This window comes from Pseudomonas sp. S2_H01 (genome assembly GCF_054668305.1).
The window spans coordinates 3,434,382-3,451,474 of sequence record NZ_CP162756.1; the positions used below are offsets into that span (position 1 = coordinate 3,434,382).

Genomic DNA, 17,093 nt, shown 5'->3' on the forward strand with positions numbered 1-17,093 from the left:
TGAACATGGATCTTCGCCACTTTGCCTTTCTGGCGCGCCAGCCTTCGGCCGCGCTGACGTCTCGTGATCGCTTCTGCGGTATTCCCAAGCGCGGATTGGCGCTGATTCTCGCCAATACAATGTTCTGGCATCCGCTGTGGGTACACGCCGACGGCATCACCGGCGGACCGGGTCAGCAACAGGCTGGCAATGGCGTACCCATCGTCAACATTGCCGCGCCCAACGGGCAGGGGCTGTCGCACAACCAGTTCCAGGACTACAACGTCGGGCCGCAAGGTCTGATTCTCAACAACGCTACCGGGCCGACGCAGTCCACTCAATTGGGCGGGCAAATTCTTGGCAACCCGAACCTGCACGGACAGGCCGCCGGGATCATCCTTAACGAAGTCATTGGCAACAACGCCAGCCAGTTGCGCGGCGCAACTGAAGTGGCGGGGCAGGCCGCCCACGTCATCGTCGCCAACCCCCACGGCATCACGTGCAGTGGCTGCGGTTTCATCAACTCGCCGCGCGCCACGCTGACCACGGGCAAACCCGTACTGGAAAACGGGCGGCTTGATCGTTTTCAGGTCGAGCAGGGTGAGGTGATGGTGGATGGTGCAGGCCTTGATGCCACCGCCGTAGACCGGTTCGACATCATCGCCCGCTCGGTCAAGATCAATGCGCAGATCAATGCGCGGGATCTGAATGTCGTCGCCGGACGTAACGCGGTAAATGCCCAAAGCCTGGATGCAAAGGCGCTGGCCGATGACGGCAGGGCGAAACCACAGGTTGCCATCGACTCTTCGGCGTTGGGTGGCATGTACGCCAACAGCATCCGGCTGGTGGGTACTGAAGGCGGTGTCGGGGTTCGTCTAGCTGGCGATGTGGCGGCCAGCGCCGGAGACCTGCAACTGGACGTGAATGGCCAATTGACCATGGCCAACGCGTCGTCTTCTTCGGCGGTGCGGGTTCAGGCAAAAGACGTCACCCTCAATGGCGACCACGTCAATGCACCGGTGATCGAGATTCGCAGCGCAGGCGAACTCGTCAACCGCAGCAAGCTCACCGCCCGTGATCGCATTGCCGTCACCGCCGCTCAGGTTCGGAACGAAGGTGCAATCCGCAGCACCGACATCGCGTTGAGCGCCAAGGCGCTGGTCAATCGCAATGAAATCGCCGCCGAGCGGGCGCTCACGGTCACCGCCACACAGGTCGATAACCATCGCGGCAAGCTGCGTGGCCAGCAGGTCAAGGTCGCAGGCGCCGATGCGATAGACAACCGTGGCGGCAGCATCGTCGGCAGCAGCGTTTCGATTCAGGCCGGTTTGCTCGACAACGGCACGCTGGCGCAGGCTGCCGGTGAAATCACCAGCCTGATGGGCGACCTGACGGTGTCGGTCGACACGCTTCTCAATCAGGCCGGTTCGATTTTCGCCAAAGGAGTGATGCGCTTCGACGGTTCGACGCTGGACAACAGCGGCGGGCAACTGGCAGGCGGTGCGCTTGACTTCAATGTGCGGGGTAGTCTGTTCAACCGTGGCGGCGTGATTGAGTCCAACGCAGATTTCAATGTACGCAGCGCGTTATTTGATAACGGACGCGACGGGCTGATCAACGTGCTCGGCAGCGGACGCTGGGCGTTGGGGGCGGTGGCCGACCTGGGCACTGTGCAGTTCACCGGGCCCTTGCAGCTCACGCTCGACAATGGACTGACTCTGAAAACAGGGGACCGTCTGTTTAGTGCGGCGAGACTCAACGTGTCAGCCGCAAGCCTGGACAATGCGGGCGAGTTGCTCAGTGATGGCGACCTCAACCTTGCGTTCGTGGGCGATGTTTACAACAGCGGACTGATTCAGACCCTGAAACAACTGACGTTGTCGGCGTCCGGCGTGCAGCAAAACGGTGGTCGTATCGGCAGCGCCGGGGATGCCACGTTGACCCTGAGTGGTGTGCTCGACAACCTTGGCTACCTGACCGCCAGCCAGAGCCTGCAGATCAACGCCGCGAACATCGACAACCGCGGCACGCTCGGCGCACAAGGCGCCCTGACATTGCGCGCGCAGAACGGCATCAGCAATCACGCGGACAGCCTGCTGTTCAGTGGCGGTGATATGACACTGCGTGGCGGCCGCTTCAGTAACCTGTACGGCGACGTCTACAGCCAGGGCAATTTCAGGTTCAGCGCGCTGGAGGGCGGGTTTGCCGAGGTATTCAGCAACCTCTCCGGCACTGTGGAAAGTGAAGGCAACCTCGACATCAAGGCACGCTTCATCGAGAACGGCAAAGCCGAATTCGAGATGGGCCGTGAGCTGGTGGCCGGCGATCTGGACTGGGTCTGCGGTCAGCATTGTGACGGTCACGACAGCTTCAAACGTGGCTTGATCACGTTGCTGCAAACCTACATCGAGCGCGCGACCCAGGATTCGGCTTCAGCGCGGCTTGTGGCTGGCAAGTCGATGACCCTCGACGCCGATCAGGTTCAGAACCGCTACAGCCTGCTCGCTGCCAACGGCGACCTGACCATCACCGCTCACGATCTGCTTAATCAGGGCGCAAGTACGCGCGTCGGCACAAACGTCACGCAGATCGGTACGCCCGGACAGATCGACACCGCGTTTTGGGATCAGATGGAATTCGTCGATGTTCCTGCTTTCAAGGCGGCGTTGGCGGCGGGGAATTTCGATCTGGCGTGGTTTGAACTGCTCAAGGCGCGATCCAGTGATGGTCGGTTTGAAGAGCTGAGCAACGTCACCGAATGGCGCGACAGCGGCGATATGGCTTACGCCGCGACCTTGCAGTCGGGCGGAAAAATGACGCTCAACGTTGCCAACAGCGTGCAGAACGGCACGATCCGCGAAAACACACTGGCACAGCTCACAGGCCAGATGGGCGACGATCAGACCGGGCCGGTTGACATCGACCTGAGCAAGCGCGTGGCGGATGGCGATGTCCTTGCAGGGGCGGGTTTCGATCCAACGTCGGCCAGCGGCTTCCGTCTGCCGCAAGGCGACTATGGCCTCTTTATAAAGAGCAAGGACCCGACCGCACGCTACCTGGTGGAAGGCAACCCGAACCTCACCGATCTGAGCCGGTTTCTCGGCTCGGACTACCTGCTCGGCTTGCTCGGGTACAGCGCCGACGGTACATGGCGTCGTCTCGGCGACGGGTTCTACGAATCGCGACTGATCCGCGATGCTGTGCTGGCGCGCACGGGGCAGCGTTTTCTTGCCGATGATCTGAGCAGCGACGAAGAACAATTCCGCTACTTGATGGACAACGCCGCCGCCAGCAAAAAAGCGCTCAACCTGAGCGTTGGCGTTGGATTGTCCGCCGAACAAGTTGGCGCGCTGACTCACGACATTGTCTGGATGGAGAACCGTGTCGTCGAGGGGCAGACCGTGCTGGTGCCCGTCCTGTATCTGGCGCAGGCCGAGTCGCGCAACGTACGAGGCAACTCCCTGATTCAAGGCCGCGAGCTGGCGCTGGTCAGCGGCGGTGACTTGCTGAGCGTCGGCACCTTGCGGGGTAAAGACACGGTCAGCATCAATACCGCAGGCAGCCTGTATCAGGGCGGTCTGATCGAAGCCGGAAACGCCCTGGCGCTGCTCGCTCAGGACAGCATTCGTAACGCCATGGCCGGCGAGATTCGGGGCAGCGACGTCAGTCTCGTGGCGATCAACGGCGACATCATCAGCGATCGCACGGCGGCTCAGGTTCGAGACGGCTCTGGTATGCGCACGGTCCTTGATGGGCCGAGCGTCATTCACTCGAATAACAACCTGACACTGCTCGCCGGCCAGGACATCAGCAATCGCGGGGCAATCAGCGCAGGCACCGACGCCAGCCTGACCGCCGGACGCGACATCAATCTGCTCGCCACGGTCAACGCACGCGAACGACATGACATCGCTGACGGTGGCCACCGCTACACCGTCAGCACCGATGTCGAAAATCTCGCCGCAACTGTCAGCACCGGCGGCAATCTCAGCCTCACCGCTGGACGCGACATCAACGTCGTCGCCAGCAAGGCTTCCGCCGCGCAGGACCTGTTTCTCAACGCTGGCCGTGACATCGCCGTTGTCTCCGCCACTGACATTCGCAGCGTCGAAACGCGCAGCAAGAACGGCCACAAACGCGTCACCGAACGCGACGATCGGCAGACGCACGTCGGCAGCCTGCTCAGCGCCGGTCATGACTTTAACTCCACCGCCGTCGGCGACACCACGCTGATCGCCAGCCACATCGAGGCGGCTAACGACGCGCAGCTCTACAGCGGCGGCCGGATCAGCTTGCTCGCCGGGCAAAACAGCACCTCGACCCTGTACGACAGGCAGGAAAAAGGCGGCTGGGGCGCCGAGAAAAGCAAGCGTGATGAAGTCACCGACGTCACCCACGTCGGCAGCGGGATCAAGACCGGCGGCAACCTCAGCCTCGTCAGCGGCGGCGATCAGCTTTATCAACGGGCGAAGCTGGACAGTGGCAACGACCTGACCCTCACCAGCGGCGGCGCGGTGACGTTCGAGGCCGTGAAAGACCTGCATCAGGAAAGTCACGTCGAGAACGACAGCGACCTCGCCTGGTTCAGCATGAAAGGCGAGGGCCGAACCGACGAAACCGTTCGCCAGAGCGAACTGACGGCGCGGGGCAACCTCGTCATTAACGCCGTGCAAGGGCTGAAGATCGACGTCAAAAAAGTCGATCAACAGACCGTCAGCCAGACCATCGAGGCGATGGTGACGGCCGACCCTCAACTGGCGTGGCTTAAGGCTGCTGAACAACGCGGCGACGTGGACTGGCGCCAGGTCGCCGAGATCCATGAATCGTTCAAATATGACAATGCCGGTTTAGGGCCTGCGGCGCAGATCGCGGTGGCGATTCTGATGGCATGGGCGGTGGGACCGACTGTGATGGTCGCGGCGACCGAAGCAGGCGCCGCGGCCAGCATCGCCGCCGCTGCCGGTGCAGTCGCGACCAGCGCCAGCACGACGGCAGCGGTGTCGGTCGTCAATAACCGCGGCAACCTCGGCGCGGTGCTCAAGGAAGTGACCTCGTCCGACAGCCTGAAGGGCTATGCCATTTCAGGCATCACCGCCGGGCTGACCGCCGGGCATTTCGATGCGCTGACTGGAGCGGCGGGCAAGGTTCCAACATTCACCTTGCAAGGCATTGGAGGATTTGCCGCGAATCAGGCCCTGCAAGGCGTCACCTCCACCGCACTCAGCAAAGCCCTCGGTCAGGGCGGCAGTGTGAACGAAGCGCTCAAGGGCGCGCTGTTCAATACCTTGGCCGCCACCGCGTTCAACCTCGTCGGCGACTACACCGCAGGCGTCATAGAAACCGGTACACCCAGCAAAGTCGTGATCCACGCCATGGTGGGCGGTCTGCTCGCCAAAGCCACGGGCGGCGATTTCAAAACCGGCGCTTTGGCCGCAGGCGTCAACGAAGCCGTGGTCGGTCACCTCGACGGCCTGGTTCAGGGCAACGAAGCGCTGCTGACCATGAGCAGCCAGATGATCGGCCTGCTCGCCGCTGCCGCCCAGAAAGACACCGACGCCGAAAAACTCCAGCAAGGCGTGTGGGTCGCCAAGAACGCAACGGAATACAACTACCTCCTGCACAAAGACCTGGAGGCCATGCACGCCGAGCTTACCGCGAGCAAGAGCGACGCCGAAAAGCGCCAGATACACGAGAAATACGCCAAACAAAACGAAGACAACAACGCCGCACTGGGTTCGCTGTGCAAGGCCAACCCAGACGTCTGCCGACAGATCTCGGACCAACTGCAGCAAGACGAACCCAAGCTCGACGCCCTCGCCAAGGAGCTTTACGCCAAGGGGGAAATCCAGGAAGGCACCCTCATCGCCGCCTTCTTCCAACAGGAAAACATGGCGGCCCGCCTGCAGATCGCCAGTGAACTCGGCGCGATCAAAAACGGAGAGGGCAGCCGGCTCCTGAATGAACTGGGCGCGGTTTTGCTCGGCGGCGCCCGCGCTGACAGCGGGCATTCAAAACCTGCCAGTAACAACTCGTCCCGACCGACACACCAGACGTCCGAGTCCGACGTTGGCCCCACCACCCGTCCTCAAGTGAGCTTTGAAAGCGGACAGGAAGTGCCGTACGGTGCAAAAGGTACAAGTGGTTCTGGGCAGAAAATGCCGTCTGGATTGCCAGATAATTTAACTGGATATGCTAATCCCCAAGAAATTCGATTCACGCAGGATAGTGTTAAAAGTAGCTTTGCGGATGGGAAGGTTCTTCAAACAACGATTGACGATTTAAAATCTGGAAAGATTTCTCCAGCTGACTTTCCAGCTGTTCGAGTATTTGAGAAGGATGGCCTTGTCTATAGTTTAGATAATCGTCGCGTCTTAGCTGCATCTGCAGCAGGTGTACCCATCAAAATCATTCCCGCCACCGAGGCCGAAATAGCCAAGGAAATTGGAAGGAAGATGACTACGCCAAACAACGGTTCTATAATTTGTGTTCGTGGGATTTGTAAATAGGTGACTTATGGATCTAGATAAGATGATTGGAAGTATTAAAACCAGGGAAGAGTTTGCAGATTTTATTTGTGGGCTTAAGGATGACTTGGAGTTAAATTCAGCCGATTGGGAAAACCCTACACTTGAGAGATTTTTGGACGCAATGGAAGCTTGGGTACGAGCAATGAATTCCTATGCAGTGAACTCTGGTGATGATGAAGCCCTCATCCCTAGTTGGCAGACATTTGCAAAAATATTGTTTGCATCTAAGATTTACGAATAATATTGGCGTTTTAATTGTTTTGCTGGTGCAATAGGCGCTAACCACGATCCTAATGCACCTACCCCTTGCAGCGCCGGGCTTGGGCCTCAACGAATAGTCGTTAGGAGAGGTAACGAGATATACGTTTTTCTTGAAGTTTTTAATAAATTCGTGCTCCTGGGATCGGCTTTACGGATGCTCCGTTTTATGTCTATGACGTGAGAGGGAACTCCAAAGATGATGACCTTCTTGCAGGCGACGATTTGCCTTTCTGACGGCGTTAATGGTTTACGGCGTTTAATAATGGGGGTGGTATAACTTTCGATGGGTGTGCATGGACGCATAACTAAAAGCGCTTTTCGCTTTTTTAAAATTAAGGATCGATATGAAAAAATTATTCGCTGTGCTGTTGTGCGCTGTTTTATTGGCCGGTTGTGCGGGGCAGAAATTCTCCCCGGAACATCGTGAGCAAATCAAGACGGTCAAGGTGCTTCCTGTCAAATGGGAGCCGGGCGAGATTCATTATTTCGGCCGCGCGCAGAACACCGGTATGGCGTTTGGGGGTTATTTGGGATTTCTTCTGGCGAATAGCCTGTCGAGTTCTCCACAACGTGAAATTATCAAAACCCTCGACACTGAAAAGATCGACCTAGGGGCGCTGGTGAAGCAGCACTTCGTCGCTGAACTCGCCAAGAACCCTTCGCTGAACGTCGTTGGAGATGAAGCAACGGCCGATGCACATATTCAATTGACGGTCGATTATTGGGGCTTCCAGATTTCCCATGGGTTCAGCGGCGTGATTTACCCGGTTATCAAGGTGGGTGCCGTGATGCAGCAAGGCACCGAGCGGTTGTGGGTGCAGAACGAAGGTGTTACCCCGTTCACCGACGGGAACGATCTCGGCTATGTGCCAGCGAGTCTGGGCACGGAACCCGAAACCTTGCGTTTGGCCTTGAACGGGGTTAGCGCCATCGCCAGTCAGTCATTGGCGAAAGGTTTGCGGTGACGCGTGAATAACTCGCTGGGGCCAGACTCGAAACGCCTCGCCCCAGCCTCAGACCCACGCAATCAATCGTGGATTTCATCCCGCAAAAACACCAGCTTGTCCGCCTTGGACAGTTCCTTCGCATACCGATACCCCTGCACGTCGAACTGCTTCAGGTCGTCCGGGTTGTTGATGCGTTCGGAAATCACGAAACGGCTCATCATGCCGCGGGCTTTTTTGGCGTAGAAGCTGATGATCTTGTACTGGCCGTTCTTCTGGTCGCGGAATTCGGTATCGATGACGCGGGCGTTGAGTGCTGAGCGTTTGACCGCAGAGAAATACTCGTTTGACGCCAGGTTGAGCAGCACGTCGTCGCCTTGTTCGGCGAGGGCCTCGTTGAGCCATTCGCTGATGCGATCGCCCCAGAACGCGTAAAGGTCTTTGCCGCGGGAGTTGGCGAGTTTGGTGCCCATTTCCAGGCGATACGGTTGCATCAGGTCGAGCGGGCGCAGCAGGCCGTAGAGGCCGGAGAGCATGCGCAGGTGTTGCTGGGCGTAGTCGAGTTCGGTTTCACTCAACGTATCTGCGGCAAGACCGGTGTAGACGTCACCCTTGAATGCCAGCAGCGCCTGTTTGGCGTTGCTCGGCGTAAAGGCGGGCGTCCAGCTGCCGAAGCGTGCAGCGTTGAGGCCGGCCAGCTTGTCCGACAGGTGCATCAGCTCGCTGATCTGCGAGGGGGTGAGCTCGCGCAGTTGGGTGATGAGTTCCTGTGAATGGTCCAGGTATTGAGGCTGGGTAAAGCGTTCGGTGGTGGGCGGTGTCTCGAAATCGAGGGTCTTCGCTGGGGATATCACCATCAGCATGCGGTCGTCTCCTTTAATCGTGGAGGCGATTCTAGGGGTTGTGCCCGGATGACTCCAGCTATGGTGATGATAGGTACCTGCAGGGGCCTCGGTGGCAACCTGCAGCCGGCTTGCTGGCGAATGCAATGGCCGATTCAGCATCCAGTGTGCGCGCACTGCCGATTTCGCCAGCAAGCCGGCTCCTACAAGGCGTTGGCGTTCTTTCGGCTGAATCCATCAAATCCGCTATAGTGCCTCGCCGGTTTCGGCCTCTTCATTCAAGGATTGGGAGCACGTCGTTTTGCGCATGCCGTTATTGATCGGTGCCTGTCTGCTGGCGTTCAACGCGCAGGCGGCGACCGGAGAGATTGCGACGATGGATCGCAGTGTCTGGCCGGAGGTCCTTGAGACCCCTCAACTGTTCGATGTGGCCTCGCGTGCCGAGATCCTGAGTTTTGCTCATCAGTTGCTTGAGAGCGAAAACATCAGCGACATCCAGCTGGCCGAGCGCCTCGGTTTGCGGCAGATCAACGTGGCCACCGTAAACCTGATCCGGAATCGACTGTGGACACGGTTGTTTGACAACTGGAAAGCCGCCGAGAAGTCCTGTGAAGCCGACGCTTCGTTCTGCGTGCTGGTCGATGACGTGCCGATGCTGCGCCAGCGCGCGGCCGAATACAAAGTCGCGGACGATTCGTTTTATGCCCGCTGGGCGGCGCCCGCCGATGCCTTTAACCAGCGTTACCTGAACGAACTGCTGCGCATGGCGGCGCTGTTTCCGCAGACTAGCAGCGAGGTCGAGCGCTACAACTCGGACGAGTTGAGCGGCGAAGAAATGCCCGACCGCACCTTCCTGCTTAATTTCGAGAGCGGCCCTACGGTCGCCGATGGCGCCACCGACTGGCTGGCGGATTTCATGCGTCAGCAGAAAATCAACGCCACGTTCTTCGTGCTCGGTAAAAACCTGCAGACCCGGCTGGACGCCAGTTCTGCACAAGCGCTGCAGACGGTGTATCGCCAGCAATGTGTGGGTATCCAAGGCTGGGAGTACCGTTCGCACGCGCACTGGAACGACTGGCAGGACTCAATCGAGCGCAGTGCCGCGCTGGTGCAGCAGACCCTGCCAGACAACTTCGTGCCGCTGTTTCGGCCGCCGTACGGCCATCGCCGGGCGGACAGCGCGCAGTTTTTCCGTGATCAGCAGCTGCGCGTCTCGCTATGGAACATCGACTCCCAGGACGCGACCGGCCGCATCAGCGCCGAACAGGCCGCGCACCGTGTGCTGACACTGATGCTTCTATGGCGCCACGGAAACATTGTGTTCCACGACAGCACGGACAAACCGCAACAGGCCGTGCCATGGCTGATGGCCAATACCGCGCAAAGTGGTGTGGTGTGGGAAGACTGTCATATTTATCCGCAGCAACTGTCGGACGAAACCGATCAGGCGGAGCCCGACGATGAAGACGCTGAGGAGCCTGCAGACGAACAACCGGAGGATCAAATGCCGGATGCCAGCCAGTCTTCGACAAAACAGGCTGAAGAGCCCGTAAAACAAGGGGAATAGGGAAGTAAACCGGTAGGATCGGTCGGATTTTTTCGAGGATTTCCCCCCGACCGGACTTCCGACTGTAAACGCGTGGGAACCATCCGCCAAGGGCTATTCGTCACGCTGTGAAATAAACTTCAAATTCCACTCAAAACGCTTTTTTATGTCATCGGTTTTGCGGTATTACGACAACAGACCGCCGAACCCTGCAACACAGGTGGCGTCCCTCCAGACCCCACTTTGCGCACGTCTCTTCTGCCTGAAGGAGAGAGCCTCGGCGGCCTTTCCGTAGCGCGACATCGACTGTGTGTCGCGTTACCTGGCTACTACAAAGGTGAGCGAGTATGGATGACCACGGACGCACCCCTTCCTCTAACCAGCCAATCCTCTATGTGCTCGATACCAATGTATTGATTCATGATCCAAACGCGCTGCTGAATTTCGAAGAACACCACGTTGCACTCCCCATGACGGTCCTCGAAGAACTGGACAAGCTCAAGGCGGGCAAACACTCGGTCGCTGCGGAATGCCGCCAGGCTATTCGGCTGATCGACAAGACACTGGGCGAAGCGACCCCGGAGGAGGTCGAACGAGGCGTACCGATTGATCGCGGTACAGGCGTTTTCAAGGGTTATCTGTCCATCCTGATGAACAAGCGCGAAGAGCCTAACAGCCTTCTGCCCGAGCATCTGAACGACAACATCATCATCAATCAGCTGATCGACCTGCATGCGCGCAAAAAGGACATGCGCATCGTGCTGGTCACCAAAGACATCAACATGCGCCTGAAGGCGCGTGCCTGCGGGATCGCGGCCGAAGACTACAGCACCGACCAGTTGGTCGATGACGTGTCGATGCTGTCGCGGGGTTATCACACCATGACCGGTTCCTTCTGGGATCGCGTCAGCAAGGTCGACACGCGCCAGGACCACGGCCGCACCTGGCACAAAGTGCAGATGACGGAGCAGATCCCGGCCGTTCACATTAACGAGTTCATCATCGACGAGCAGGGCTTCGTCGGCTGGGTCAAAGGCGTCAAACCGGATGAATTGCTGTTGCTGGACATGCACCAGGAACCGCTCTTGCACCAGGAAGCCTGGGGCCTGAAACCGCGTGACATCTATCAAGGCCTGGCGCTGTTCGCGCTGCTCGATCCCGATATTCATCTGGTCAACCTGTCGGGCGCTGCGGGCTCCGGCAAGACCATTCTGGCGCTGGCCGCTGCCATTGAGCAGACCATGGTCAGCAAGCGTTATCGCCGCATCATAGCCACCCGCAGTGTGCAGGGTCTCGACCAGGAGATCGGGTTCTTGCCAGGCACCGAGGCCGAGAAGATGGAGCCTTGGCTGGGTGCGATCACCGACAACCTGGAAGCGCTGCACATGGACGATGAAAACACCCATGGCAGTGTCGACTACATCCTCAGCAAAGTGCCGTTGCAGTTCAAATCCCTTAACTACATTCGAGGCCGCAGTTTCCAGCAAAGCCTGATCCTGATCGACGAGTGCCAGAACCTCACCCCGCACCAGATGAAAACCATCATCACCCGTGCCGGTGCCGGTTCCAAGGTGGTCTGCCTGGGTAACCTGGCGCAGATCGACACCCCTTACCTGTCGGCCACCAGTTCCGGCCTGACCTACCTGACGGAGCGCTTCAAGGATTTCCCCAACGGCGTGCACATTACCCTGCAAGGGGTTCCACGCTCGATCCTGGCTGAGTATGCGGAGAGTCATTTGTAAGATCGCCGCTTAACCCTGTAGGAGCGCGCTTGCCCGCGATCGCGGTAGATCAGTCGCCGAAGCTGGCACTGGTCCGACGCAATCGCGGGCAAGCGCGCTCCTACAGTTCTTTTTGCATTTGGGTTTACAATCCTCGCTCCTGTTCAGGAGTCACTCCGTGCTTACTCATCTCGATTCCCAAGGTCGCGCCAATATGGTCGACGTCACTGAAAAAGCGGTGACGTCCCGTGAAGCCGTGGCCGAAGCCCGCGTGCGCATGCTGCCCGAAACCCTGCAAATGATCGTCGCCGGTGGCCATCCGAAAGGGGATGTGTTTGCTGTGGCGCGTATCGCCGGGATTCAGGCCGCGAAGAAAACCAGCGACCTGATTCCCTTGTGTCACCCGTTGATGCTGACCAGCGTCAAGGTCGAGCTCAATGCCGAAGGGGCCGACACCGTCCACATCGTGGCCCGCTGCAAGCTCTCGGGGCAGACCGGTGTGGAAATGGAAGCGCTGACCGCCGCCAGCGTTGCGGCGCTGACGATCTACGACATGTGCAAGGCTGTTGATCGCGCCATGGTCATCGAGCACGTGCGTTTGTTGGAAAAGCTGGGCGGCAAAAGCGGGCACTTCGTGGCCGATGAAAAAGGGGAGGCGCCATGACTATTCACGTTCAGGTTCAGTTCTTTGCCCGTTTCCGCGAGACGCTGGGAACCGAAAGCGAGGATCTCGAGGGCGGCTTCGCCACGGTCGGCGCGATACGTGACCATTTGCTCGCGCGCGGTGGGGTTTGGGACGTGCTGGCTGAGCAGAACATCATGTGCGCCCGCAATCAGGCGTTGTGCTCGCTGAATGAACCCGTCGAAGCGGGCGATGAAGTGGCCTTCTTCCCGACTGTGACCGGAGGTTGAAGATGGCGATTCGGGTACAGGCCACGGCGTTCGATCCTGGCGCTGAAGTCAACGCGATGCACGACGCCAACGTGGGCGTGGGTGCGGTGGTGAGTTTTGTCGGGTACGTGCGGGATTTCAACGACGGCCGGGACGTGTCGGGGATGTTTCTGGAACACTATCCGGGCATGACCGAAAAGGCGTTGGGCAAGATCGCCGAAGAGGCCCAGCAGCGCTGGCCGCTGCTCAAGATCGAGGTGCTGCACCGCGTCGGGGAATTGGAGCCGGGTGAGCCGATTGTGTTCGTCGGCGTCGCCAGCGCCCATCGACAGGCCGCGTTCGAAGCCTGCGATTTCGTCATGGATTATTTGAAAACCCGCGCGCCGTTCTGGAAGAAAGAAAACACCTCAGAAGGGCCGCGCTGGGTTGAAGGGCGTGACAGCGATCACGTCGCTGCGGATCGCTGGAAAAAAGCCGAGCTTTAGCTCGATTTTTGTAGGAGCACGCTTGCCCGCGATGGCTGTGTGTCAGCCACATAAATATCGCTGGCACGATCTCATCGCGGGCAAGCGCGCTCCTACAAGGGCAAAGACGTTATTCAGAGTCTGCCGCAGGCTCAACCCGTGGCTTACGCACAACCGCCCGCAGCAACTCGGTCGGCGGCATTTCGCAGCTGATCTTGCGGCCCAGCTTCTCTTCGATTGAAGGCAGCTGATACGAATCGTCTTCACCGGCGAAACTGATGGAAACGCCGTCGGCGCCCGCACGACCCGTACGGCCAATACGGTGGACGTAGTCGTCCGGCACTTCCGGCAGCGTGAAGTTGATCACGTGGCTGATGCCGTCGATGTGAATCCCGCGACCTGCCACGTCGGTGGCCACCAGCACGCGAATCTTGCCTTCGCGGAAGCCTTCCAACGTCTTGATGCGCTTGTGTTGCGGAACGTCGCCCGACAATTGCGCGGCGTTGACGCCATCGCGCACCAGGCGCTCTTCGATGCGACGCACTTCGTCCTTGCGGTTGGCGAAGACCATCACGCGTTCCCAACCGTTGTCGTTGATCAGGTTGAACAGCAGCTTGTATTTGTCCGCTGCAGCGACGGCATAAACATGTTGTTCGACGGTGTCGCTGGCGACGTTCAGCGATTCGATTTCGACGATCGCAGGGTCAGTGGTCCATTGCTTGGCCAGGTTCATGACGTCTTCGGTGAACGTCGCGGAGAACAGCAGCGTCTGGCGCTCACCTTTGTGCGGGGTCTGGCGGATGATCGAGCGCACCTGAGGGATGAAGCCCATGTCGAGCATGCGGTCCGCTTCGTCCAGCACCATGACTTCGACCATGTCCAGATGCACTTCACCGCGCTGGTTGAAGTCCAGCAGACGGCCTGGGGTTGCCACGAGGATGTCGCAATGACGGGCTTCGAGTTGCTTGAGCTGCTTGTCGAAGTCCATGCCGCCGACGAACGTCATGACGTTGAGGTCGGTGTACTTGGTCAGTGCCGCAGCGTCCTTGGCGATCTGCACCACGAGCTCGCGGGTCGGCGCGATGATCAGCGCACGGGGTTCGCCCATGTAGCGTTCTTTCGGCGGCGGGGTCTGGGTCAGTTGCGTGATGATCGAGATCAGGAACGCGGCCGTCTTGCCCGTACCGGTCTGCGCGCGACCGATCGCATCCTTGCCCTTGAGCGTGTAGCCCAGGACACCGGCCTGAATCGGCGTGCAGTAAGGGAAGCCCAGATCCTGAATGGCGTGCATCAGCTCAGGGGCGAGCGGGAAATCATGAAAGCGGGTTTTACCTTCCTGCGGCTCGACCACGAAGTCTTCGACTTTCCATGGCGCGACGACAGGTTTGGGCGCGCGCTCACGACGTGGGCGTTCGGCCTTGGGACGTGGAGCGGCGGGTTGACTCGAAACCTCTGCTGGCGCAGCAGGCGCGACAGGGGAGGCTGTTTCCCGGTACGAGCCTTCGGTCGGGCTTTTGGATACGGGGAGGGGAGCAGCGGGTGCGAGCTGCTCAGCCTCGCTTTTACCGAACATTTTTTTAAGTGCTTTGAGCACGGTCATCTCGTCGATTGATTAAGGAATGTACGCCGGGCAGTGTAAAGCAAGAACCCGGCGCGGCGTAGTGCCATACCAAATCCGCACGACAAATGAAAGGAACAAATGGCGTTTTAACGCAGCCGATCCCCGAGCCAGACACCTATGTCGGAAATTTCCTGCGGTAACACTTCGTGGCCCATTGGGTATTCCTGCCATGTCGCGGTGACGTCTTTGGCTTTCAACTGCTCGTAAGCGGTTCGGCCCATGGCGTTTTGAACGACTTCATCGTAGATGCCATGCAAGCAATACACCGGAATGCGCTGCTGGCTGGCCGAAAGGACCATTTCATCGCTGAACGTTGGCGCATACGTCGAGAGCGCCAGAACCCCGCCCAATGGGCCTTCCCAGCGCATGAAGGCGGTGTGCAGAACGACGGCGCCACCTTGAGAGAAGCCGGCGAGGAAGATGCGCGCGGGGTCGATGCCGCTGTCTCGTTGCGCTTCGATCAGGGTCAGGACGCGCTGCGCCGAGCCCTCCAGCTGGTCGCGATCAATCGCGCGCGCCGGGCTCATGGCCTTGATGTCATACCAGCTTGGCATTTCATAGCCGCCGTTGACCGTGACAGCGCGGGTGGGCGCCTGCGGCAAGACGAATCGCGTGGTCAGCAATGTCTCCTGCAGCGCCTCTGCAACGGGCATGAAGTCGTAGCGGTCGGCGCCCAGGCCATGCAGCCAGATGACGCAGGCATCGGCGGTTTTTTCCGGCTCGATGATCAGGGGTTCGCTCATGTGTGCTCCATTTGTGTGCGATGGCTCTGGCGCGGCGCTTTAACGCGGTGCGTGGCCGGATTCAGATATGAAAGAAGATGTCGCAAGGTTACAAGTTTTGATCTTGACCTGTCGCTAATTCGACTTTGCCAGCATGGTGGTACGGGCTTTGCTACACATCCCCCGGAGTGAAGGCGCTCACCTCAGGCGGTAACACTAATGGGCCATTAATCATTCAGCCTATTGTTACGTCGGGGCAGCACGGAGTCCATCGATCGGGATTCCAGGCACGATTCGCTTTGAACCTCGGGGTTCAAGGACATCATGGGGCTTCAGTCCGCTTGACCAAATCGAATCCGCAGGCGCGGTGGACGAAACGCAAGATACCGGTTTCGGGTTCGGGTCTTACGTCGCATGACCCAAAAACAAGCCAACACGGGTCATTAATGCCTCACAAGGGTGCGACGGGGCTAAAGCTCCTACACAACAAAGAGCAAACTGGAGGTTTGAATGAAGATGTTGAAATCCACCCTGGCTGTAGTGGCCGCCGCAGCAGCACTCGGTATCACTGGTTTCGCTCAAGCGGGCGCTAAACTGGATGCGATCCAGAAAAAAGGCTTTATCCAGTGCGGTGTGAGCGACGGTCTGCCGGGTTTCTCGGTCCCAGACGCAAGCGGCACCATCAAGGGGATCGACGCCGACTTCTGCCGCGCTGTTGCTGCCGCTGTTTTCGGTGATGCAACCAAGGTCAAGTTCAGCCAGTTGAACGCCAAAGAGCGTTTCACCGCGCTGCAATCGGGCGAAATCGACATCCTGTCGCGTAACACCACCTGGACCAGCTCTCGCGATGCGAGCATGGGTCTGATGTTCCCGGGCTTCGTGACTTACTACGACGGCGTTGGCTTCCTGGCCAACAGCAAGCTGGGCGTGAAGAGCGCCAAGGAACTGGACGGTGCGACCATCTGTATTCAAGCCGGTACCACAACCGAGCTGAACGTTTCCGACTACTTCCGCGCCAACAACCTGAAATACACCCCGATCACCTTCGATACCTCCGATGAAAGCGCCAAGTCGCTGGAATCCGGTCGTTGCGACGTGCTGACCTCCGACAAGTCGCAGCTGTACGCACAGCGCTCGAAGCTGGCTAAACCTACCGACTACGTCGTTCTGCCTGAAACCATCTCCAAAGAACCACTGGGCCCAGTCGTCGCTCGCGGTGACGAAGAGTGGACCACCCTGGTTCGCTGGGTCGGTTTCGCCCTGTTGAACACTGAAGAAGCAGGCATCACTTCCAAGAACGTTGAAGCCGAAGCCAAATCCACCAAAAACCCTGACGTAGCCCGTCTGCTGGGTGCTGACGGCGACTACGGTCCGCAGCTGAAACTGAAGAAGGACTGGGTCGTTCAGATCGTCAAGCAAGTAGGTAACTACGGCGAGATCTTCGAGAAGAACCTGGGCAAAAGCACGCCTCTGGCTATTGACCGTGGTCAGAACGCTCTGTGGAACGCTGGCGGCATTCAATACGCACCACCTGTGCGTTGATTGACCTGTACCCGGCTGCGTAACGCGCAGCCG

11 protein-coding genes and 1 pseudogene are annotated in these 17,093 nt (G+C 58.9%); 9 read left to right on the top strand and 3 right to left on the bottom strand.

What is annotated here, in order from left to right; genetic code table 11:
• Window positions 1-5: 5 nt before the first annotated feature.
• The 3 genes from AB4N84_RS15370 to AB4N84_RS15380 all read left to right on the top strand — a co-directional run bounded on the left by AB4N84_RS15370 (window position 6) and on the right by AB4N84_RS15380 (window position 7,732).
• Entirely contained in the window at window positions 6-6,485 is a 6,480-nt protein-coding gene (locus AB4N84_RS15370; protein WP_460042106.1) for a two-partner secretion domain-containing protein, read from the top strand.
• A 22-nt stretch (window positions 6,486-6,507) separates the two neighbouring features.
• A complete protein-coding gene (locus AB4N84_RS15375) occupies window positions 6,508-6,747 on the top strand; it encodes a DUF7660 family protein (protein ID WP_460042107.1) in 240 nt (79 codons plus the stop codon).
• A 364-nt stretch (window positions 6,748-7,111) separates the two neighbouring features.
• Window positions 7,112-7,732 (top strand): hypothetical protein, encoded by a 621-nt coding sequence (locus AB4N84_RS15380; protein ID WP_460042109.1) that lies wholly within the window; start codon window positions 7,112-7,114, stop codon window positions 7,730-7,732.
• 62 nt (window positions 7,733-7,794) lie between these two features.
• On the opposite strand, the gene yaaA is transcribed toward AB4N84_RS15380, so the two are convergent.
• Window positions 7,795-8,574, bottom strand: coding sequence for a peroxide stress protein YaaA (yaaA, locus tag AB4N84_RS15385; RefSeq protein ID WP_460042110.1), 780 nt, complete (start codon window positions 8,572-8,574; stop codon window positions 7,795-7,797).
• 280 nt (window positions 8,575-8,854) lie between these two features.
• On the opposite strand from yaaA, the pseudogene AB4N84_RS15390 reads away from it, so the two are divergent.
• The 5 genes and pseudogenes from AB4N84_RS15390 to moaE all read left to right on the top strand — a co-directional run.
• Window positions 8,855-10,018: pseudogene (locus AB4N84_RS15390) on the top strand (polysaccharide deacetylase family protein); the annotation flags it as partial.
• A 428-nt stretch (window positions 10,019-10,446) separates the two neighbouring features.
• Window positions 10,447-11,841, top strand: a complete 1,395-nt coding sequence (locus AB4N84_RS15395) for a PhoH family protein (RefSeq protein WP_074753735.1) — start codon at window positions 10,447-10,449, stop codon at window positions 11,839-11,841.
• A gap of 157 nt (window positions 11,842-11,998) precedes the next feature.
• Complete coding sequence (gene moaC / locus AB4N84_RS15400; RefSeq protein ID WP_074753737.1) at window positions 11,999-12,484, top strand: cyclic pyranopterin monophosphate synthase MoaC; 486 nt, start codon at window positions 11,999-12,001, stop codon at window positions 12,482-12,484.
• Complete coding sequence (locus AB4N84_RS15405; RefSeq protein WP_074753739.1) at window positions 12,481-12,732, top strand: MoaD/ThiS family protein; 252 nt, start codon at window positions 12,481-12,483, stop codon at window positions 12,730-12,732. The genes moaC and AB4N84_RS15405 overlap by 4 nt, the downstream gene beginning before the upstream one ends.
• A gap of 2 nt (window positions 12,733-12,734) precedes the next feature.
• On the top strand, window positions 12,735-13,196 hold the full coding sequence (gene moaE, locus AB4N84_RS15410; RefSeq protein WP_460042111.1) for a molybdopterin synthase catalytic subunit MoaE: 462 nt from the start codon (window positions 12,735-12,737) through the stop codon (window positions 13,194-13,196).
• Between the two features lie 109 nt (window positions 13,197-13,305).
• Here moaE and rhlB read toward each other — a convergent pair whose 3' ends face one another.
• Both rhlB and AB4N84_RS15420 read right to left on the bottom strand, forming a co-directional pair.
• Window positions 13,306-14,775, bottom strand: coding sequence for an ATP-dependent RNA helicase RhlB (gene rhlB / locus AB4N84_RS15415; RefSeq protein WP_460042112.1), 1,470 nt, complete (start codon window positions 14,773-14,775; stop codon window positions 13,306-13,308).
• Window positions 14,776-14,882: 107 nt separating this feature from the next.
• On the bottom strand, window positions 14,883-15,539 hold the full coding sequence (locus AB4N84_RS15420) for an alpha/beta hydrolase (protein ID WP_074753745.1): 657 nt from the start codon (window positions 15,537-15,539) through the stop codon (window positions 14,883-14,885).
• A 489-nt stretch (window positions 15,540-16,028) separates the two neighbouring features.
• Here AB4N84_RS15420 and AB4N84_RS15425 point away from each other — a divergent pair, with 489 nt between their 5' ends.
• On the top strand, window positions 16,029-17,060 hold the full coding sequence (locus AB4N84_RS15425) for an amino acid ABC transporter substrate-binding protein (protein ID WP_346832579.1): 1,032 nt from the start codon (window positions 16,029-16,031) through the stop codon (window positions 17,058-17,060).
• Window positions 17,061-17,093: the final 33 nt, after the last annotated feature.

Coding starts and splice junctions, on each gene's coding strand:
- AB4N84_RS15370 (WP_460042106.1), top strand. CDS start 6: ATGGATCTTCGCCACTTTGCCTTTCTGGCGCGCCAGCCTTCGGCCGCG.
- AB4N84_RS15375 (WP_460042107.1), top strand. CDS start 6,508: ATGATTGGAAGTATTAAAACCAGGGAAGAGTTTGCAGATTTTATTTGT.
- AB4N84_RS15380 (WP_460042109.1), top strand. CDS start 7,112: ATGAAAAAATTATTCGCTGTGCTGTTGTGCGCTGTTTTATTGGCCGGT.
- yaaA (WP_460042110.1), bottom strand. CDS start 8,574: ATGCTGATGGTGATATCCCCAGCGAAGACCCTCGATTTCGAGACACCG.
- AB4N84_RS15395 (WP_074753735.1), top strand. CDS start 10,447: ATGGATGACCACGGACGCACCCCTTCCTCTAACCAGCCAATCCTCTAT.
- AB4N84_RS15405 (WP_074753739.1), top strand. CDS start 12,481: ATGACTATTCACGTTCAGGTTCAGTTCTTTGCCCGTTTCCGCGAGACG.
- moaE (WP_460042111.1), top strand. CDS start 12,735: ATGGCGATTCGGGTACAGGCCACGGCGTTCGATCCTGGCGCTGAAGTC.
- rhlB (WP_460042112.1), bottom strand. CDS start 14,775: ATGACCGTGCTCAAAGCACTTAAAAAAATGTTCGGTAAAAGCGAGGCT.
- AB4N84_RS15420 (WP_074753745.1), bottom strand. CDS start 15,539: ATGAGCGAACCCCTGATCATCGAGCCGGAAAAAACCGCCGATGCCTGC.
- AB4N84_RS15425 (WP_346832579.1), top strand. CDS start 16,029: ATGAAGATGTTGAAATCCACCCTGGCTGTAGTGGCCGCCGCAGCAGCA.